Raw genomic sequence first — 21114 nt, 5'->3', positions numbered from 1 at the left:
TTCTCTTCTCGCCTCATACTCAAAAAAAGTATAGAAAAAAGACGAACCCGGTTGCCCGGGAAGCGTCTAACATCTATACCTTATTATACTACCTTTGTTAATTTTTGTCAAACGTTCCGTTAAGTTTTGCAAACTCTTCCAAAAGACCTAAATCCCACAGCAGCTGCAGCACTGTATAGCGGTCGCGGATCTCCTTTGCATAGAGGATACTGCTGTAAACTGTCTCACCATCAATGCCGATCTGCTCTGGCGCGGTCGGTCCTCCCAGCTCTTCCAGCAGCCTTATTGCGTATTCCGGTTCCGGCATCCCCTTGATAATGCCTTCAATTTCCGACCAGCGTTCTTCCATTTTAGCAATCCGCTTGAGGCGGTTTTCCTGCAGATTCTTACCCGCATTCTGCTCCAGCTTAATCACCGACTCGGCTGCCGGTCCAAAGGCTTTGCCCACCGACTGCTCCCAGTCCTCGTAATTCTGAAATGGCTGTAGTTGTTTTAATTTGGTAAAATCTAGTTTTTCCCGCTTCAGCATCTGGTACAGCTTCAGCACCAGTACTGTGCCGATTCCCACCTTAGTGCCGTGGAGAATCTGTTTGCGGTTGTCAAAGAGCAGCACCATTTCCCAAAAGTGGGAAAGATGGTGTTCGCTGCCGCTGGCCGGACGGGAGTTGCCGGCAAAGCTCATAGCGACCCCTGCTAAAATCAAGGCTTCCATCAACTTATATACCGCCTGGTGATCCCGCTTGGCCAACCCTTCCAGACAGGAAAGCGTATTTTCCAAAGCGATCTCCATCATACCGGCAATTTCCGGACAGTAATACTCATCATTGATAACCGCTGAAAGCTGCCAATCAGCAAGGCAGGTAATTTTTCCTAAAATGTCTCCAAAACCCGCTGCGATCATCGGCAGCGGCGCTTCTGCCAGCACATCCACATCGCCAATAATTGCCACCGGAGCATGGGCAGGATAAGTGGTTTTAAGACTAGCTGTGATCAGCGGTGCCACCGTCGAAGCATAGCCGTCCATGGATGGAGCTGTGGCTGCGCTGATGTAAGGCAGCTTTACTCTGTGGCTGATGTAGCGGCAGATATCATTAATCGTCCCTGAACCGACCGCGATAATCACATCACAATCGGGGTTAAATTGCGTCAGCACAGTTCCGATCGTTTTCTCATCGGGAACTACTTCTTCATCTTCCAGCACAAAATCGGTATATAATATTCCTGCTCCTGCTAGAATATGCAGAATCTTCTTTCCAAGCACAGCATGGGTGTTGGTATCGGCAAGAACAAACGGATGATTAAATCCAAGCCTACTTAGTATGCTGGGCAGTTTTGCAGCGGCTCCGGAACCAAGCTCGACAATCATGATCTCCGCGCTGTGCACCCGCCCGCAGGTGCAGTGAATCTGACGGTTTAGATATTCTATCAATTTTACATCCCTTCTTTATATCGCTAATAAATATGTGATACAATGAGTCACAGAATGTAACTTAATTACCATAAATGAGGTGAAGCCAGTGCTTTTGGAAAATGCTAAGGATTTAGCCTACGCAGCCGGAAAGATCCTGCGCGAACAGCTCTACAGCGATTTTACGATCGAGTATAAAGGTGAAATCGACCTGGTAACCGACGCTGATAAAGCTGCTGAAGCGCTCTTGACTAAAGCCATTACAACTGCTTACCCCCAGCACGCTCTTTTAACCGAAGAAGGAGGTAAGCTGGGGAACCCTGACAGCCAGTACTTATGGGTAATTGACCCATTAGACGGCACCACCAACTTTGCTCACCGCTTGCCCTACTTTTCGGTTTCAATTGCCCTGTTAGAGAACGGCCGACCGATTATCGGAGTGGTCTACAACCCCATTGCTGACGAAATGTTTGCCGCTGAGCAGGGTTATGGAGCTTGGCTCAACGATGAGCCGATTAAAGTATCCCAGACACCGACGCTCAAACAGAGCCTGCTCTGCACCGGATTTCCCTATGATATGTCTGTGCCCAACAACAACCTCGATAAATACGCTAATCTAGTTAAAGAGACGCAGGGAGTGCTCCGCTTAGGCTCAGCTGCTTTAGATCTGTGCTATGTGGCCTGCGGGCGGCTCGATGGTTTTTGGGAAATGCACCTTAAGCCCTGGGATATGGCTGCCGGCGCCTTAATCGCCCAGGAGGCGGGTGCCACAGTAACGGGCATCTCCAAAGAGGAGTTAGACCTGACAGCCGGCGAAATTGCCGCCACTAATGGCCTTATTCACCAAGCTCTCATGGAGCAGATAAAATCATAAGAGAAAAGCCAGATTTCGCGTCTGGCTTTTGCTTATAATCTCCTAAAAATTTCCTCCGCTGCCGCTCTAGTTTCTTCCGGAGTCTTTAAGTTAAATATTACGGTACCCTCTTCACTGTCAATGCGAATAAAAGGCGGCTGCCTCCGGTTAACAAAAAGCCGCAGGGCTTCGGAATCAACGGTGCGGAAGTGCCCCCGCAGATAAGGACCGATTGAAGAACCATTGGTTCGGCGGGAGATTCCCGGCAGCTCATCTAAAAGCTCTGCGTTAGCAATCTGATCCCACTCATAAGTCTTACCATAAATACCGTGAATGCGAACACCTACATCATCGATGGTTACCTTAAGCGGCTGCACGAAATAAACCATCAGCAGCCCCACTGCAACCAGGATGATAATCGTAAAGCCAATTGAACCAAACTGCTGTCCTTTTCTGCGTTTACTCATCAGCCCACCCTTTCCTTTCGGATTATGATCATATCTTTGGAGAAAGATCAGCAGGAACACTGTGGATCCTCCAAAAATAATCAGCCCGACCATTGGTGCAAATTCTACTCCTAAAGCAGACAGAAGCGTCACTATTAAAAACAGGACTCCGTTAAAATAGCCCCAGTAGCCCATGATCCTGGCCACCGACTCAATGTCCACATTAGCCTTTTCTTCCTTAGACATGGTATTATAGCCGGCGATCAAAAAGTACCACTTAAACACATGCACCGATAAGCCTATAAAAACAAACGACACACTCATAATCAGCCAAATTAACCATTCCAAGCACATCAACTCCACTATTATTGTTTAGCTACAGCCAAACCAAAGGATACAGCCACCCACAGCACAAGGAGCCCTAAAGCTGCCAGCTTCGGGACACCGGCAAAAAGAATAATCAGCATGCCGATCACATCAATTACGTAAACAGCAGCTAACCGCTTATTTACCCTTGCCTGCAGTGTCTTCATCAGCGAGTGAAACAATGTTGTCTTAATTCCTACCAGGATTACACCGACCACAAGCTTCAGCAGAATATCGGTCCCGGGTTTAAAAAACAGCAGCACCGCGACAGCGGCAAAAATAATGCTCGAAAACAGCGATAAACCCGAGCCTAAGTTCTTAAGAAATTCTTCTTGTCTAGGGTTCATAATCAACCACCTTTACTATTCTACTTAATATGTATTTCGAAACTGCTGTTTAATATCCTCTCACGAGGATAAAAAAGATTCTGGAGCAGGTATCCTGCTTCCAATACCGAAGCTAATTAGTAATCATTATCTAATTAGGAATAGGAATGGGAGTAGATGCAGAAATGAAAATGATTTCTTGGAATGTCAATGGACTGAGAGCCTGCCTCAAGAAAGGCTTTATGGATTTTTTTAATGAAATAGACAGCGACTTTTTCTGCCTGCAGGAAACAAAACTCCAGTCGGGGCAAGTTGACCTGGATCTCCCCGGCTACGAGCAGTTTTGGAACTACGCAATTACTAAAAAAGGTTATTCCGGCACCGCGATTTTCACCAAACATAAACCTATATCCGTTTCCTACGGCATCAATCAGGAGGAACACGATCAGGAAGGCCGCGTCATTACTCTTAAATACAATGATTTTTACCTTGTAACGGTTTATACACCGAATTCCCAGCGGGGCCTGGCCAGGCTGGAATACCGCATGGAGTGGGAAGACGACTTTAGGAATTATCTGCTCGAATTAAAGCAGGACAGACCGGTTATTGTCTGCGGCGACTTAAATGTAGCCCATAAGGAGATCGATTTAAAGAATCCGGCCACCAACCGCAAGAATGCCGGATTTACCGATGAAGAGCGGGATAAGATCTCAACCCTCTTAGACTCAGGCTTTATCGACACCTTCCGGCACTTCTATCCGGACAAAACCGATGCCTACACTTGGTGGTCGTATTTTGCCAATGCTCGAGAACGGAATATCGGGTGGAGGATTGACTACTTCTTGGTGTCCGAAGAGCTGGAAGACAAATTAATCGACGCGGTTATCCACGACCAAGTCATGGGCAGCGACCACTGCCCGGTGGAACTGGAGATTGATCTATCTGTTTAACCGGTAAGTACACAAAACTGCAGCCGCTGCGAATAGATATTACTACTAACGATTTGGAGGCTGAGAATAGTGAAAACCACCAACCGGAAACTGACCCTGATCACCACTGTACTGGTTACCGCTGTTGTGTTCAGTACAGTGCCGGCGCTCGCCCTATTTGACAGTGGACTGGGTTCCCTGATTAAGCTGTTTGGTATCGGCTACGTCGTCAATCAATTTGGATCGGAAATCAACGATGTGATCAACACCGTTACCTTCCAAAATGATTTAGAAATGCGGGAATACACCAAAGTGGTGCCGATTATCAGCGGTGAGCTGAGCACCAAAGGCGGAGTCGGAGGATACATCGGAGCAGCTCAGGTTTCTGGACCAAAAGAGCTGGTTGAACAGGTAGCGGCTGTAGCACAAGTAGAGGCAGATTGGCAGAAAGTAATGCGCTTGACAGTGCTGATTCCAGTGGACAATATCAATCCGCTGGAGATGAAAAGAGTGAATGGAGTAGGCGTTTCGGCGGTTATTGATGTATATCTATAGTTAGACCTAAAACACCCGATGATTAACCTCATCGGGTGTTGCGCATTTTTGGTATAATATACAGGCACTGTATTTGGGAGGGATGTGTAATGATCGAAATTAAAGGCAGATATAACACCGCCAAAGTGTTTACCAATAATCTTGAGGACGAAGCAAGAGCCCAAATTCAAGAGCTCTGCGACCAAGAGTTTACCCAAGGCTCGAAAATCCGGATCATGCCCGATGTCCACTCCGGAGCAGGCTGTGTGATCGGCACAACCATGACGATCACTGATAAAGTAGTACCTAACTTAGTCGGAGTCGATATCGGCTGCGGGATGTACACCGTCAAATTAGGCCGAATCGATCTGGATCTAGAAAAACTGGACCGCACCATTAACCGCAGTATTCCCGCGGGGTTTAAGATTAGAAAAACCAGGCACCGCTACAGCACCGATATTAAGCTTGAAGACTTAAAATGCCGTCGGCATGTTGATATCGAGCGGGGCTATCTGTCCATCGGGACACTGGGCGGCGGCAACCACTTCATTGAAGTTAACCAGGATTCAGAAGGCAGCCTTTACCTAGTGATTCACTCCGGCAGCCGCAATATCGGTCTGCAGGTTGCAGAATATTACCAGAAACTTGCCCATCAGAAGCTGAAGGGAAAAGCAAACATTCCCAGGGATCTGGCCTATCTTGAAGGCCAAGATTTTCAAGATTACCTCCACGACATGGGACTGATGCAGCGGTACGCTGAGCTTAACCGCCAAGCCATGGCTGATGTCATCTTAGCAGCCATGGACTTAAAGGTAATCGATGCCTTTACCACCATTCACAACTATATTGATCTCAAGCGCATGATTCTCCGCAAAGGATCAATCTCCGCTCAAAAAGGCGAGCGGGTGCTGATTCCCATCAATATGCGGGATGGCAGCATTCTGGCTGTCGGCAAAGGCAATCCAGACTGGAACTACTCCGCTCCCCACGGCGCGGGCAGACTGCTGTCTCGCACTCAGGCGCGAAAACAGCTCAGTCTATCCGAATTTAGAGATGAAATGGCTGGGGTTTATTCCACCTCCATCGGCAAATCCACCTTGGATGAAGCTCCCATGGCTTACAAGCCCATCGATGAAATCTTGGCAAACATCCATGATGCTGCAGACGTAATCGATATCCTCAAACCTATCTACAACTTTAAAGCACATTAACATTAAAAAAAAGTTCCGGAGCTAAAGCGCAAATCCGGAACTCTTTTATTTGATCGTCAAGCCTACTTCTTAATATTCTCTGCGTTAGTGATGGTCCAATCGAAACCTTCCGGCAGTTTGACATCAATCAGCTCAAAATCTCTGCCGTAATTGATCCAAAACGCCCGGGGATCGTTACTGACAATCTCATCAAAACTGCAGCCGCGGATGACAATATCATGAATCGGGCTTCCCTCCATGCCGCTGAAGCGGATGCCGGTTAAGTTTGGACCGATGCCGCGGATGTTTTCAAAAACCATATTGCTGATCACCGGCAGTTCATCAGCCGGGTTGGTTCGGCTGGAACTGTAGTCAAGCTGCATGAAAATCACACCGCTCGACCTGGTTACCCGGCAGTCTTTCCAGAGAATGTCCTCCATTCTGCCGCCGCGGGCTTCGTTGCACTTGATCCACAAACCAAATAAGTTAATCGTATCCACAGTCAAGTTCTGCCATAGGATATCATGGGCTCCTGCCGCCTGCTCGCTGCCGATGCAGAAAGCTCCTTTCGAATCCTTGCTGACGCAGTCAGTCACCCGCACATAGGCGGTCGGCTTGGCTAATTCGTTCCCTTCCCGGTTGCGGCCGGATTTAATTGCCACTGCATCATCACCGGCAGTGAAATAGCAGTTAAAAATATTGATCCTCGTAGACGAATCCGGGTCAATACCATCACCGTTGAGAATAGTGCAGTCATCGGCAGCTCCGGTCTTCCCGTCACCTTTCGATACCAATTCAATGTTGTCAAAGGTGATCTGATTGCAGTAAATCGGGTGCACAGTCCAGGATGGACTGAAGGCAATATTGACATCAGCAACATAGACATTTTCTGCGTTATGCAGGGTAATTGTCCGGCCCCGCACAGTCGCATTAAGCTTGGTTGATTCTGGAACCGGCTTACCACCGTTACCCGATTTTTGGTTCGGGCCTTCGTTATAGCCGAGTTTGAAGCCATTGCCGTTGATTTGGCCTTTGCCGCAGATCACCAAGTTGGATACATTATAGGGTCCCATCACTCCGGGATCGCCCTCATCATAAACTCCGGCATTAATTAAGCTGGCATGAGCATAGACATTGTGGTCATGGGGCGAAGTGGAGTTAGCCCACTTTTCTGCTGGCTGTTCCAGCTTGCGCCAGCCTTCCCATCTGGTAATCATCAGGGGATAATCCTTTGGATCAGTGCTGCCGATTAATATGCCGTCTACCTGGAAAGTCATATTGCTCTTTAAAAACAGAGCCCCAGAATAGAACACATACCCTTCCGGAAGCACAACTTTACCGCCTTCCGGACAGTCGTTAATCGCCCGCTGAATGGCCAGTGTATCCATGACGCGGCCGTTACCCACCGCATTATAAGGAGCGTCCATAACATTGATTACCTTTGTGGGAGCGGGTTTTGTCTTAACGGTAATTGTTTCATTGACCAGCTCATCTAAGTCAGAGTTGATCGCTTTCACAGTAAATGTATACTCAGTCTGGGGATCAAGATCCTTGACAGTACAGCCGAGCTTCTGGGTTACCGCAACCATGATGCCATCGCGATAAACCTCATAAGCGCTGAGACCCTCAGCATCTAACATGGAAGCTCTATTCCAAAGCAGGTTAACGGACGAATCAGTAACCGCTTCCTGAGGTGCGTGAAGGTTGCGCAGATAAGGCGATGAATTCTGCACCGTTACTGCACATTCGCTGTAGGTTACATTCTCCGCTGCTAACAGCTGCTGCAGCCGCTCCGAAAGTCCAGCATCACCGGCAATGCTCCGAGCAGACTTTAACTCATCAAAAACAGCCTTCTGCTCAGCAGTGAGGGAATCTAAAGCGATTGCATAAGCCTTTACCGCCCCAGGCTGATAGCCTTTGACTATTCCTTCCTGGTTGATCGTCGCTTTATTGCGGTCAGTAATCAACCAGCCAAGGAGCGGCTCCACAGCATCACTATTAACTTGCGCCTGCAGCTGATACACCTGGTCAAGGGCCAGCTCTAATTCAGATTCCAGCTCTATCCTGCTTACCGGAACAAAAGCTGCACTGACAGCAACAGCGCAGCTGTCGGTCTTGCCTTCACTAGCAGCTGTCACTACCGCAGTGCCCACTCCTACTGCTTTTAAGCTTACCTGAGCTGCTCCGTAAACAGTATCTTCAACTTCAATAACTTCCACTACCTCAGGATTGGAACTGCTCCAGGTAATCTGCTTATCCAAAATGCAGGCAGGACTGACCGTGGCGGTAATATGCTTAGTACTGCCTATAACCAGGTTAATGTTCTTTTTATTGATGTTAACCGACTCAACAGCTGCCTGCGGTTCTTGGACTTCAAGCGTAAATCTCTCAGTATAACCGCCTAACTCCGCTGTAACCAGAATATCTACCTTACCGTTCGAATAAGCGGTGACTAAGCCGTTTTGATCCACATCGGCAATAAAGCTGTTCATGGAGCGCCAGATCAAGCGGCTCTCTCCACCCAATATCTCAGCGTTAAGCTGCAGCTGTTCACCGGCTGTCAGAGCATAATGAGCGGTTTCCGGCACAGCTATTCCCTGTACCGCAATTGGTTCTTCGCTCACAACTACCCGGCAGACTGCAGTCCGCCCCACATCCTTAGATCTAGCGGTAATCACTGCTTCACCTAGGCTGAGTGCTTCAACCTTACCAAGCTCATCAACAGAAACAACACTGGGGTTAGAGCTTTCCCAAGCCACTTCCCGGTTCATGGCACCGTTACCCAAAACATCTTCAGGGTACATAATGGGTGTTAAAACCGCCCCACTGCCTTTAGCCAAAGTGAGGGTATCGGCATTTAAATTCAGATACATCACGGTCGAGCGGGTGATGTTGTCAATGACAGAAATATGGCAGACAGCCACATCCCCTGATGGCAGGGAAGCTGCAATCTTAGTGAATCCGGTCGTGCGGCCCCGCACCAATCCGTTTTCCACAACAGCAATTTCCGGATCCTCTGACGTCCAGACCACGTCTTCATCTGTATATGTAGGATGTTTAACCAGTGCGCGCAGCTGAACTGTGCTTCCGGACGTTTCCCAGTCATCAAAGGTAAATTTGCTGGTATTGCCTACCACCAGCGGATAGACAGTCCGATCTAGTGAAATCACTTCATTTGTATTATTAAGCTTCATCATTGGTCTCAGTCTGACTTACTCCCCTTCAATTATATTTTTTGGTAAAAAACATAAAAGCTATAATCATTATAAGCTGTGGAAGTAAATTATTCAAATGTATTGCGGATATATACTCCTCGGTCCAAAAGCTTAGTTACCACATCCAACGTCTGTTGATCATCGAGACTTAACGGATTGAGACTTAAGTCAACTCTGGTAAGATTAGGCATCTCCAAAAGTGGAGTAATATCACTTACTCGGTTCCCAAACAAATCCAGCTCTTCAAGACCTTTCAGCTCAGCCAACGAGCTGATGTCCCTAATTTCGTTCATGCTCAGTTGAACAATTTTTAGCTCCTTAAGTTCGGCCAGATCACTGATATCATTAAGTCCGCAATTGTCTAACCTAATTATAGTCAGCTGATCAAAAACTTTAAGGACGGATAGATCTGTGAGATCAGTACCGCTGAGTACAAGTGTGGTAAGGTTGGATAAATGGACCAAAGCATCCAGTTCAAAGAAGAAGTTCCAAGCTAAGTCCAGATACTGAAGCTCTATCAGCTCTGCAAGGGGACTGATATCATCAATCAAGTTGAGGCTTAGATCCAGCTTCACTAAGTTGTTAAGATGCTGCAGCAGACTGATATCAATTATCTCATTGTCTCTCAGCTCCAGCCAATAAAGATTTTTCAGCCCGCTTAAAAACGAAATATCGCTGAGATTAAGCCCAGACAGTGCCAGCGTGGTTAATGATGCCAGTTCGCCTATGGCTTCAACGCCCATTAGCTTCGGAGAACGGTTATAAAGTATTTCAAGGTGGCGCAGATTTTTTAGAGCGGCAAGCGGCGATAAGTCAGCGACTTGAGTGCCGTACAAGCCGAGTCTATCCAGTGATACTAGGTGCTCGATGCCGGCTAGGGTCTTGATGTCCTCACCAATTAGGTCTAAACTGCTGATGTTCTTTACATGAGTTTCGGTTAGATCACCAAAATCTCTATTGATGGCTTTCCTAACCGCTGCTTCTAGGTTTGGATCAGCAAATTCAACTTCTGCCTGGACACCAGATGCCAGCATAATAAGCATCAAGATCACTAAGACCCGCTTCACTTTCATCTCCACCCTTCTTTCGCATTTAAAAAAAGGGCTGCTGAAACCATAGTCCCAACAGCCGCTTATAACCGAATCGATTGCTGATCATTCTGTGAACGTTAGGGTGACTGCTTGAACGAGATCAGCGCCAGCAAACACTTCCGGAGTAAAGAAATTATCTACCCCGAAAGCTCTCAGGGATGTACCGCTGGTGTATGCCATAACTGCAACCGGGATCTCTTGATTGAGCTCGATCTCCCGGTAATCGCTGAGAAAAGAGCGCGACGATAAAAGCATCTCCAGATCTAGATCAAGCTTATTGGTTGTGTATGAGGCTCTGCCTTTAGTATTAATATGGAACTCGAGAGCGTAATCTTCCCTGAAAATCACAGCCAGGGTGCCTTCGAGTCGGTCGGTATCATCATCCCCTAGTAAGACTCTGCCTCCACCGCTAGCGATCCAGTTTCCATCATCGCCGAGAATATACACGCCCACTGCCAGGCTGCGGGCTGACTGAGGCGCTTTGAAGGAAATAAGGTTAACGTCATTGTCTAAACCAAGTGACTGGAGCAGCTCCAGCTCGCTTGCGGTTAATTTATAAGGAGCTACTCCTTCCCGATTAACTAACAGTGGACTAGAACAGCCCACCAGTGCTGCGGCTGTAATCACTACAATAATAAAAGCTGTGTTCTTTTTCATTATCAGTTCTCCATTTCTTATTACATTATGTTCAATCTAAAGCCTATTCCACCGGAGCCAAGAGAAAATCGTCGAGGGTACCCCACGCTCCCGCGCTGCATTTTACATGGGCACCCACAGTTATCGTGCCGGATTCCACCGGAATATTGCGGATGATGGGATTGCGGAAATTGCGCCAGCCGTCAATATCTGTATCCACCCGATACTCCTGTCCATCAGCGCTGGCATAGATATAAATCTCCTGATCCTTCGCATCCCCGCCCTGGATGAACAGGCTGAAGTTGTAAACTCCCGGCGGGAGATTGACAACTGTCTGCTCTACTGTGAAGTGGACATTATTGCGGGAATAAAAGTGGAGCGCTCTAGTACCGCTGTGGGTATCCTGCATTTTATCAGTAATGCCGAGTTCCGAGGTGACATTATTGATATTGGTAATCTTCCACATACTTAAATCCATTTCTTCGAAGCTCGGATTATCAAGATAGTTTTTCTCCACGACCGCGATTTTCGCCAGCGCCCGCACAGCATTCTTACCATCTTCAACCGTGCCGTACAGCAGATACTCCTGCGGTCCACCAGCAGACATGGCTCCCAAATCTGCGTCATCCCAAATTACCGGCACTTCTTTGGTGGTGCTGTCATTGTAGATTACAGTGACAGTTTCCGGCAGAATCACCGGATCCCCCATTCTCACCTTTACTTCTACCTCTTTAACAGCATCGATCACTAAGTCTGTTGTCGCGCCGGCATCCACATATTTCCAGACTTGAAGCGAAGCTAACGGTCTGCCGTTAAAATCAAACATCGCTTGGTTATCCCAGGAACTGCCGCCGTAGTATTTCCCAGCGTCATTTGGATCGTAAGACGCGGCGTAACTGGTGGCCCAACCCGAACCGTATTTCTCCCACAGTTCGAACCGCTCTTGATAATTACTGCCCGGGACCGGAATCCAAGCCGGCTCCCAGTAGAACACGCCTATGCCCGCTTCTCCCACATCCACTACTGCTTGAATGCAGTCCCGGACTGCATCTGCCTGACCCTGCACTGTAATCGGATAGGGTTTAACCACATGGGATTCCTCAGAGATGGTGTTGCCAAAGTCATCTCCATTTTCATAGGTATAGGCGTAGGATACTTCCGCCACCATCACTTTTTTGCCGAAGCTGTCAGCAATATCTTTCAGTACAGCTGTTAGATTAGCTAAAGTTCCATGCCAGAAAGAATAGTAAGAGCTGGCAAAAATGTCATAATCGACATTAAAGTTATTGAGAATCATGCCGTAGCGGTGGTATTCAGCCACACCCCGCTCCGGATTGGTAAAGTGAACCGCAATCATAATGTCTTGATCATAAGCTGCGCTTACCTCTCGGACCGCGCGGCTGCCGGCGTTCATTAATTTAGCAATGTTAATCCAGTTAGTTTCTCCGCTCATTTTTCCGGTTGTTTCATTGCCAATCTGCACGATCCCGATATCGATGCCTTCTGCAAGCATCGCTTCCAGCGCTTCTTTCGTAAACTCATAAAGAGCTTCCGCTTTCTGGTCAACATTCATACCAGCCCAGGCTTTAGGAACCATCTGTTTGCCCGGATCTGCCCAAAAGTCAGAGTAGTGGAAGTTGACGCAGAGCTTTAATCCCTGGGCAGTCGCCCGCTTCCCTATCGCAATAGCGGTGGCTACATCATTGTTACCTCCACCGTAGGGATTGCCGTTCTCATCATAGGGATCGTTCCACACCCGCACCCGGATGTAGTTTACCCCGTGTTCCTGCAAAGTCTGGAAGATATCCTGAACTTCACCTTGAGTGTTATAAAACACTACACCACTATTTTCCAGGGCAATGATGCTGGAAACGTCTACCCCTTTGATAAAATCTTCCGGAATTCCTTCCACTTTTTCTACAAAGATGCCGGGACGGTCATTAGCTTGGGCAAACGTAAAACCGCTGAAAGGCATCCCCAGCATCAAAAGCAGCGACATCATGATCACTCTTACCACTAGATTTCTGTTCATGATCGGCCCCCCTTATTCTTTCACCGCAGCAGCCCCCAAAGACTCAATCAAGAGTTTTTGAGTGGCGATAAAGAAGATAATAAACGGAACGGCAACCAAAAGTGCACCGGCCGCGAATACGGTAAACTCATTCTTCTTATCGGTTACAAAGCTGAACAATCCTAAGGCTAATGTCTGCTTGTGAGATGAGCGGAGCACCAGCTTAGGAAAGATAAAATCCATCCACGGCGCTGTAAAGCTGGCAATGGCCAGGAATGTCAAGATTGGCCTAGCTGCCGGCAGGATAATCCGCAGATAGGTTTTAAAATGGCTGGCACCATCGATAATCGCCGCTTCATCAAGACTTCTGGGAATAGTGTCGATATAGCTTTTGACCAGCCACGTATTGTAAGGAATGTTGCCTGCTACATATACTAGCACCAAACCCCAGAGAGTGTCCAGTCCGCCGATGCGAAGCAGAATTACATAAATCGCTACCATCCCAATAAACGAGGGAAAAATTTGCAGAATTAGCAGCGCTGTCATCAAACTCTTTTTTAAAGTAAAGCGGAAGCGGGAAAACACATACGCTCCCAAAGATGCCAGCACCACCGTACTGATGCTGGTTGAAATTGCAATTATAAAGGTGTTTTTAAACCACAGCGGATAATTGGTGTTTTGAAACAGATGTTTAAAATGCTCCAAAGTAAAGCCATCTCCGAAGGGCACAATGTTCAGCGCAATTGTTGATCCGGGAGTAAAGGCTGCGCTTACGATATACACAACCGGGTACAAAACCCCAATCGTGCAGATGATTAAAAACACCAACACAATAATTGTATTGAGATTGATTCTGGCCTTCTCTTTCATCTACAGCTCCCCCTCCCTAAAGGATCTGGTACGGCGGAGATTGACAACTGCCAGTGGGGCAAGGAATACAAAGATCATCACTGCCAGAACTGATGCGTAGTGGTACTGCATGAGGTTAACGGTAAGCTTATAAATCCAGGTAACCAGAATATCGGTACCGCCGGCGCTGGTGACTGTTGAATCCGGAACTACTGGTCCGCCTCCGGTTAAGAAGAAGATCGCCCCAAAGTTATTGACATTGTGGGTAAACGACATAATAATCAGGGGCGCGGTCTGGTACAGCACAATCGGCAGCGTGATGCGGCGAAACACTTGAAATCTCCCTGCTCCATCAATCTGGGCAGCTTCGTAAATATCCTTGGAAATTGCCGACATGCTGCCGGTTACTAACAGCATAAAGTAAGGGAAACCTGCCCAGAGATTGATCATCACCGCGGTGAACTTGGCCATGGTCGGATCTCCGAGCCAAGGTATGGTTTTTTCAATGATTCCCCACGCTTTCAGAGTCCTGTTAATGGTACCGAACGTCCCATTTAACAAGTTCTGCCAGACCAGCATACTGATCACCGAGGGAATTGCATAAGGCAGGATGAAGATAGTCCGGAAAAGAGGCGCTATTTTCAGCCGGCTCTCCTGCAGTATTACCGCCATCAGCATGCCACCGAAATAGCAGGTCGCTGTCGCTAATGCCCCCCAGATTAAAGTCCAGGCGGCAACTCTGCCTAGAGCCTGCGTCCAAGTCTTGCTGCCGCCGAACAGAGTTTTAAAGTTCTGAATGCCTACCCAGTCCACCGTGTTGTTGGGCGGGATGTTCCGCGGCGATGAGTAGTTGGTGAAAGCTACACAGGCGGAAAACACCAGAGGTACAACTACAAAAAAGAGAATCAGACCGATACTGGGGGTTAAGCCTAAAATCGGAAAAGCTCTGTTAATGCTTTCTCTGATTCCAATTCTTCTCACTCGTGATTCTTCATATTCGGACAGGGCATTTCTCACTGAAATAATATAAATGCTGATAAAAATCGCAATCACAGCGCAGGCCACTACTCCGTCAATCAGCATAAAAATCGAATTATCCCGCTCTCTGATGGGCAGATGAGGCTGGGGTACGCCAAGCGTCTGCAGATTGCCTAAAGCTGTGATTATCTTCGGCAGGAACACTAAAAAGACAACCTCAACAGCAGCGTAAAAAAGGCCTTTGATGTACTGCTTAAGAAACAAAATATGTCCTAAGCCCATGAACAAAATTGAACTGATCAGCACCTTTTTCCTGCTGTCTTCAGCAGCTGCCTGGGGCTTTAAGTTTATTGAGGTCGCCACTGCAGCACCTCCTCAAGGTAAGATCAATATGGAAGGAGGGTATCGATGTGATACCCTCTGAATAGGTTTGATTACTGGAGAATCGCCATATTGGCAGCGTCCAGCTCAGCTTGAACATCTGCCCCGTCCCAAATATTGGCACTGGCAGCGTTCATCGCATCCCAATAAGCGCTCATTTGAGGAATTGAGGGCATAGGGAACGCATATTCAAGCTGGGTTAAGAAACCTTCAATGTATGGACTTTCGACTTCCAAAGGAATTGCCGGAACAGTGCCGGTAATATCAAAGCGCAGTCTCTGCATTTCTTCGGAAATTAAGAACCTAGCAAAGAGCTCTGCTTCCTCGATATTATAGCTGTAAGCCGAAACAAACATTGCTCTGGTACCGGAGAAAGATGCAGGAGGTGTATCTTCACCAGGCAGAGCCGGCAGAGGTGCTACACCGAATTCTAGTCCGGCTTTTTCAAAGTTGGCTACATTCCACAAACCGGTAATGTACATGGCTGCCCCACCGCTGGCAAATACACTGTCGCCAATCGAAGTGGTAAGGTCAGCTGCCGGCACATCCAGAATTTCTCTTAAGCTTTGGAAAAACTTCATGCCTTCAACTGAAGCTGGCGAGTTGATATTGGTATTTTCGGTATCAGTGCCATCAGGACCAAAGAGACGGTTGCCCTGGCTGGTGGTAAAGATAATGGTGTAGTAGCCATTGCCCACGTCCATGATGAAGCCGTATTTACCCGGATTAGCTTCATTAAACTTCCGGGAGAATTCTTTCAGCTCTTCCCAAGTTTTAGGCACTTCATCTTCGCTGATCAGGGCTTTGTTGTAGAACAGCGCATAGGTCTCTGCCGATACAGGATAACCATACATTACTCCGTCGTATGTAAGGGCAGTGCGGCAGGACTCTAATACTTGCGCTCCCACTTCGTCAGGATCAGCGGTCGGCATAACGTGGCCGCCCACAACTAGTTCACCCAGTTTGTCATGGGGTGCGGCAAACAGATCCGGACCTACACCGGCCGGCCCGTCCCAAGCAATCTGACCGGTGGAATCCCCAAGCTCAACGTTAACATAATTGATTTTAATGTGGGGATAAAGCTTAGTGAACGCCTCTCCGGCCTGCTTAATAAACTCATCTGGTCCGCCGGTTGATTCCCACACAGTAAGAGTTACTTCGTTAGCAAAACCAACAGCACTTACAGAAAAGACTAATAATAACCCGCAGATAACAGCCAGAAGTCTCCGACTCATTCAAAATCCCCCTTCTAGTTAGTTGTGCTCTGCCATCACTTCACTGCACCACTCGCGAAAGATTTCTGCCAGGCAACACCACCAAGTAAATATTCTCAAGTCTGCTGCCTCAACAATTAGTTTGCATAAAGTGCATATTTAGATCGGTTATTTGCCTTTTCCTAACAAAATTATAGCCCGTCTAACGGAAGTTTGTCAAATATGAGTAGTCCAACGATAGGCGCATTTGCAAATATATATGTCCCCCGGCAAAATAAAAAGAACCCGGAAAAATTCCGGGCTCGATTCGCTCACATTCACATTAACAATTGGAGCACCATCATCGGTGCCAGATTTGCCTGGGCAAGCATTGCCACTGCCACCTGCAGAAGCAGTAGATTCTTGGTGTAGTTCATCATTTCTTCCGCAATATCGGCATCGCGAATCCGTGATTCTGCTGCCTGGAGATTGATCGCAGTCTGATCCAGATTGCTGATAGTATGCTCCAGCCGGTTTTGATACGCGCCAATCCGGCTCCGCTCAGAAGCAGTGCGCTCAATCGCTTGATCCACTAGCTCCATGGCTCCATCAGGATCCTGACGAACATCAATATCAGCTATTCCCAGGGCTTCCGCGCTCATGTTCGAAAAACTGATTGTCATGTGCTGGCCGGCATTGGCCCCAATTTGGATCTTATAGCTGGAGCCTTCTTCGGAAGCAAACATGTGCAGGGTGTTAAAATTGGTGTCTTTAGCTAGGCGGCTGATTTCCTCGATCAGCTGTTCAATTTCAAATTGAATTGATTCCAAATCTGATTCGGAATTTGTGCCGGTTGCTGCCTGCACAGTCAGTTCGCGAATCCGCAGCAAAATTGCGCTGGTCTCATTCATAGCTCCTTCTGCCACCTGAAGCATGGAAATAGCGTCCTGGGCATTGCGGGATGCCTGCTTTAAGCCGCGAATCTGCGCCCGCATCCGCTCACTGATGGCCAGTCCCGCTGGATCATCAGCAGCGCGGTTGATGCGCAGCCCTGAAGACAGCCGCTCCATAGATTTCATCAGCGCGCTGTATCTGAGATTAACATTGCGATAAGCATTGATTGCCATGATATTCGTGTAGATTCGCATAAGGTTCACCCACTATCTATATCGGCAGGATCTACCAGCAGCTGAATTGACTTTTATCCAGAATATGCTATTATTATGGTGAAAGGTATGGTGCTCCTATTATGAGAGAAAATTATGATCCGGAGCCTCCGAATCGGTGGACGATCAGATTTTCCTGTATCTATACGCTTTTACATAAAAGTTATAAACACATAACGCGGGACAATTATGCATTGTCCTTGTTGTTATGTGTTTTTTTATTATGATAATCTCGGTTGCTGTTATGTTTGTGTTGGAACTGCTTAAACTAAAACGAACAGATTTCAGGAGGTTATCGCTTTGACGGAAAGCCCTTTGTTTTTGTTATTTCTGCTTCAATTCATTTTCATCTTGCTAAACGCAGTATTTGCTGGAGCTGAAATCGCAGTGCTGACAATGAACAGCAACAAACTTGCCCAGCTTAAAGCCGAAGGAGATAAGCGGGCTCTGCGACTTTCCAAACTAACCGAACAGCCGTCCATTTTTCTGGCCACCATTCAAGTGGGAATCACGTTAATCAATCTACTCAGCTCAGCTGTTGCTACCGAAAACTTTTCTGGTCGGCTGACAGCCTGGTTTGTCAGCATCGGCATCAACGCGCCCCGCTTTCTGGTGAGCCTGTTATCAGTTACCATTATTACACTGCTCTTAACCTATTTTACTGTACTTTTAGGAGAACTGATTCCCAAGCGCATTGCCATGGAAAAGGCTGAACAGATTGCTTTATCCATGTCCGGACTGATTTATACTGTTGCGCGCATTTTTACCCCGGTAGTGTGGCTGTTTACGGTATCCACCAATGGGCTTCTCAGTCTCTTCGGCATTGATCCCCATGCTTCCCAGGCGGATAATACTGAAGAAGAAATCCGCTTAATGCTGGAAGCAGCCAAGGCAAGGGGCACAATCCTGCCATCGGAAGAAAGCATGATCAAAAATGTTTTTGAGTTTGATGATATATCTGCAGGGGAAATCATGACTCACCGCGTTGAGGTGTCCCTGCTGTGGCTCGATGAAACCGATGAGCAGTGGGAGCAGACAATCCTGCAGAGCCGCTATTCAGCATATCCCATCTGCTCAGAAAGTCCCGACCATATCATCGGAGTTCTGAAAACCAAAGATTATCTCCGCTTGAAAAATAGATCCAGGGAAAATGTCATGAAGAAAGCGGTCCACGCCCCCTTTTTTGTTCCTGAATCAGTGAGGGCGGATGTGCTGTTCCGCAATATGCAGAAATCCCGCAACCATTTTGCTATTGTTTTGGATGATTACGGCGGCATGAGCGGAATCATTACTATGAACGACCTGCTGGAACAGCTGGTTGGAGACTTAGAAGACGATGACACCATTCCCAGAGAGGCGCCTTTGATCGAGCGGATCGATTCCCAAACTTGGCGGATCCGTGGTCCGGCGCCCCTGGATGAAGTGGCAGAACATCTCGGCGTTGAACTTCCTGAGGACGATTATGATACTTTTGGCGGTTTTGTCTTTGGTCTGCTAGGCACAATCCCGAGCGACGGCAGCACGCCGGAGCTTGAAGAATACGGATTGAGTATTAAGGTTACCAAAATTAAAAAACGCCGGTTAGAGACCGCTGTTGTCTACCTTGCTGATAAAGAACAGGAAGGAAAATCCACATCTAAATCAGAAGCAGAATGACAAAAATCCTCCGGAGCTTCTACCGGAGGATTTTCGATTACAGCATCTCCATAAACTCTGATCCCGAAAGAGTTTCTTTTTCAAGCAGCACTTTAGTGAGCTCATGGAGCTTATCTTTGTTTTCTTCTAAAATATTGATGGCTCTTTGATGGCAGAGCTTAATGATCTTCAGCACTTCTGCATCGATTCGGGAGGCGGTCTCTCCGGAAACAATCAGAGATGTATCTCCCCCAAGGTACTGGTTGGTTACAGTTTCTAAGGCCATCATATCAAATTCTTCACTCATACCGAAGCGGGTCACCATTGCCCGGGCAATCTTAGTAGCCTGCTCGATATCATTAGAAGCGCCTGAGGTAATGCTTCCCAGAGCTACTTCTTCAGCAGAGCGGCCGCCTAACAGCGAAGTGATTCGATCCAAAGCCTCATCCTTGGACATCAAAATCCGCTCGCCTTCGTCAATCTGCATCGTAAACCCTAACGCACCTGATGTGCGGGGGACAATAGTAATCTTATGAATCGGAGATGAATGCTTAAGCTTGGCAGCTACCAAAGCGTGGCCGATTTCATGATAAGCAATCGTCAGCTTATCTTTCATGGAGATAACAGCGTTTTTCCGCTCATAACCGGCAATCACAACCTCCACTGATTCCTCTAAGTCGCTTTGGGTGACATAGGTCCTGCCCATTCTGACTGCCCGCAGAGCAGCCTCGTTAATGATGTTTGCCAAGTCTGCTCCCGAAGCACCCGGGGTAGCGCGGGCAATGGCGTTAAAATCGATATCATTACCCATCTTAACATTCTTGGCATGAACCTGAAGAATCGCTTCCCTTCCCTGCAGATCCGGAAGTTCCACCGGAACACGCCTGTCAAACCTGCCCGGCCGCAGCAGCGCTTTATCAAGAGTTTCGGGACGGTTAGTAGCAGCTAGAATAACTACCCCTTTTTCAGCGTTAAAACCGTCCATCTCAGTAAGCAGCTGGTTGAGAGTTTGCTCACGCTCATCATTACCGCCAACCTCACCGGAACCTCTGCTCTTGCCGATGGTATCGATCTCATCAATAAACACGATGCAGGGTGCTTTTTCCTGGGCCTGCTTAAAGAGATCCCGCACTCTGGCTGCACCCAGGCCCACAAACATCTCCACAAACTCGGAGCCGGAGATGGAAAAGAACGGAACTTTTGATTCACCGGCTACCGCTTTGGCAAGCAGCGTTTTCCCGGTTCCCGGCGGTCCTACCAGCAGCACACCCTTCGGAATCTTTGCGCCAATAGCAGTATACCGCGACGGATCGTGGAGGAAATCAATCACTTCCTGCAGCGCCTCCTTGGCCTCATCCTGACCGGCTACATCGTTGAAAGATATGCCCGTTTGGGCCTCCACATAAATCTTCGCGTTGCTGCGGCCAAAAGACATGGCATTGCCGAAACCGCCGATTTTCGCTCCCAGCTTCTTGATCAGGAATTGGCCGAGACCGATAAAAATCACCATGGGTAAAATCCAGGACAGAATGAAATTTACCAGGGGTGAGTTTTCCTTCGGTATGACCTTGCCAAACTTCACATTAGCATTGTATAAACGGTTGACTAAATCGGGGTCGTCCATTCTGCCGGTAACATATACATCCTCTTTACCCTGTTCGTCGACAGCGGTAAAGGCGATCAGGGTATCCTGCACCTCCACACTAGTAACATGCCCGGATTCAATCAGCTTAAGAAAAGTCCCGTAGTCTACCTGGGTAATCTGCATTTTCATATAAGTAGGTAGAATAAAGGCGTTGAACAGGAAAATGATAGCAATGGCAATCAGGTAATAATATAACAGCGGTTTTTTTGGATTATCCTGCATATCCAACGGCATCCCTCCCTATAAATTTTAGATTTTTTAA

At 47.6% G+C, this 21114-nt stretch carries 17 protein-coding genes; 5 read left to right on the top strand and 12 right to left on the bottom strand.

Going from position 1 to position 21114, the window contains the following annotated elements; translation table 11 throughout:
* Window positions 1-97: 97 nt before the first annotated feature.
* Window positions 98-1429: a sn-glycerol-1-phosphate dehydrogenase gene (locus GX019_06450; protein ID HHT36804.1), complete on the bottom strand. Its 1332-nt coding sequence runs from the start codon at window positions 1427-1429 to the stop codon at window positions 98-100.
* A gap of 70 nt (window positions 1430-1499) precedes the next feature.
* On the opposite strand from GX019_06450, the gene GX019_06445 reads away from it, so the two are divergent.
* A complete protein-coding gene (locus tag GX019_06445) occupies window positions 1500-2282 on the top strand; it encodes an inositol monophosphatase (protein HHT36803.1) in 783 nt (260 codons plus the stop codon).
* Window positions 2283-2314: 32 nt separating this feature from the next.
* On the opposite strand, the gene GX019_06440 is transcribed toward GX019_06445, so the two are convergent.
* Together GX019_06440 and GX019_06435 are read right to left on the bottom strand one after the other, a co-directional pair.
* Window positions 2315-3055 carry a DUF3784 domain-containing protein gene (locus tag GX019_06440; GenBank protein ID HHT36802.1) on the bottom strand — a complete coding sequence of 247 codons (741 nt, stop codon included), beginning with the start codon at window positions 3053-3055 and terminating at the stop codon, window positions 2315-2317.
* A gap of 17 nt (window positions 3056-3072) precedes the next feature.
* Complete coding sequence (locus tag GX019_06435) at window positions 3073-3420, bottom strand: hypothetical protein (GenBank protein HHT36801.1); 348 nt, start codon at window positions 3418-3420, stop codon at window positions 3073-3075.
* A gap of 164 nt (window positions 3421-3584) precedes the next feature.
* Here GX019_06435 and xth point away from each other — a divergent pair, with 164 nt between their 5' ends.
* The 3 genes from xth to GX019_06420 all read left to right on the top strand — a co-directional run bounded on the left by xth (window position 3585) and on the right by GX019_06420 (window position 6073).
* The gene (gene xth / locus GX019_06430) at window positions 3585-4349 is read left to right on the top strand and encodes an exodeoxyribonuclease III (protein ID HHT36800.1); all 765 of its coding nucleotides are present in this window, start codon (window positions 3585-3587) and stop codon (window positions 4347-4349) included.
* 90 nt (window positions 4350-4439) lie between these two features.
* On the top strand, window positions 4440-4883 hold the full coding sequence (locus GX019_06425; GenBank protein HHT36799.1) for a hypothetical protein: 444 nt from the start codon (window positions 4440-4442) through the stop codon (window positions 4881-4883).
* Window positions 4884-4972: 89 nt separating this feature from the next.
* A complete protein-coding gene (locus GX019_06420; protein ID HHT36798.1) occupies window positions 4973-6073 on the top strand; it encodes an RtcB family protein in 1101 nt (366 codons plus the stop codon).
* 62 nt (window positions 6074-6135) lie between these two features.
* Here the strand turns inward: GX019_06420 and GX019_06415 are convergent, their stop codons facing one another.
* The 8 genes from GX019_06415 to GX019_06380 all read right to left on the bottom strand — a co-directional run bounded on the left by GX019_06415 (window position 6136) and on the right by GX019_06380 (window position 17554).
* Window positions 6136-9246 (bottom strand): hypothetical protein, encoded by a 3111-nt coding sequence (locus tag GX019_06415; GenBank protein HHT36797.1) that lies wholly within the window; start codon window positions 9244-9246, stop codon window positions 6136-6138.
* Between the two features lie 89 nt (window positions 9247-9335).
* Window positions 9336-10340 (bottom strand): leucine-rich repeat domain-containing protein, encoded by a 1005-nt coding sequence (locus GX019_06410; GenBank protein HHT36796.1) that lies wholly within the window; start codon window positions 10338-10340, stop codon window positions 9336-9338.
* An 81-nt stretch (window positions 10341-10421) separates the two neighbouring features.
* Window positions 10422-11015 (bottom strand): hypothetical protein, encoded by a 594-nt coding sequence (locus GX019_06405; protein HHT36795.1) that lies wholly within the window; start codon window positions 11013-11015, stop codon window positions 10422-10424.
* A 43-nt stretch (window positions 11016-11058) separates the two neighbouring features.
* Window positions 11059-13026 carry a cellulase family glycosylhydrolase gene (locus GX019_06400; protein HHT36794.1) on the bottom strand — a complete coding sequence of 656 codons (1968 nt, stop codon included), beginning with the start codon at window positions 13024-13026 and terminating at the stop codon, window positions 11059-11061.
* A 12-nt stretch (window positions 13027-13038) separates the two neighbouring features.
* On the bottom strand, window positions 13039-13875 hold the full coding sequence (locus GX019_06395) for a sugar ABC transporter permease (protein ID HHT36793.1): 837 nt from the start codon (window positions 13873-13875) through the stop codon (window positions 13039-13041).
* Complete coding sequence (locus GX019_06390; protein ID HHT36792.1) at window positions 13876-15114, bottom strand: sugar ABC transporter permease; 1239 nt, start codon at window positions 15112-15114, stop codon at window positions 13876-13878.
* A 152-nt stretch (window positions 15115-15266) separates the two neighbouring features.
* A complete protein-coding gene (locus GX019_06385; protein ID HHT36791.1) occupies window positions 15267-16448 on the bottom strand; it encodes a maltose ABC transporter substrate-binding protein in 1182 nt (393 codons plus the stop codon).
* 296 nt (window positions 16449-16744) lie between these two features.
* On the bottom strand, window positions 16745-17554 hold the full coding sequence (locus tag GX019_06380) for a flagellin (GenBank protein HHT36790.1): 810 nt from the start codon (window positions 17552-17554) through the stop codon (window positions 16745-16747).
* A 318-nt stretch (window positions 17555-17872) separates the two neighbouring features.
* Between GX019_06380 and GX019_06375 the strand changes: the two genes are divergently transcribed.
* Window positions 17873-19228, top strand: coding sequence for an HlyC/CorC family transporter (locus GX019_06375; GenBank protein ID HHT36789.1), 1356 nt, complete (start codon window positions 17873-17875; stop codon window positions 19226-19228).
* A gap of 37 nt (window positions 19229-19265) precedes the next feature.
* Here GX019_06375 and hflB read toward each other — a convergent pair whose 3' ends face one another.
* Window positions 19266-21086 (bottom strand): ATP-dependent zinc metalloprotease FtsH, encoded by a 1821-nt coding sequence (hflB, locus tag GX019_06370; GenBank protein HHT36788.1) that lies wholly within the window; start codon window positions 21084-21086, stop codon window positions 19266-19268.
* Window positions 21087-21114 lie beyond the last annotated feature (28 nt).

This window comes from Bacillota bacterium, from assembly GCA_012837335.1.
In the GTDB taxonomy this organism is placed as follows: Bacteria; Bacillota; Limnochordia; order Darwinibacteriales; family DTU012; genus DTU012.
The sequence above is the reverse complement of the archived record's forward strand: the minus strand, read 5'-3'. Positions and strand labels throughout refer to the sequence as shown.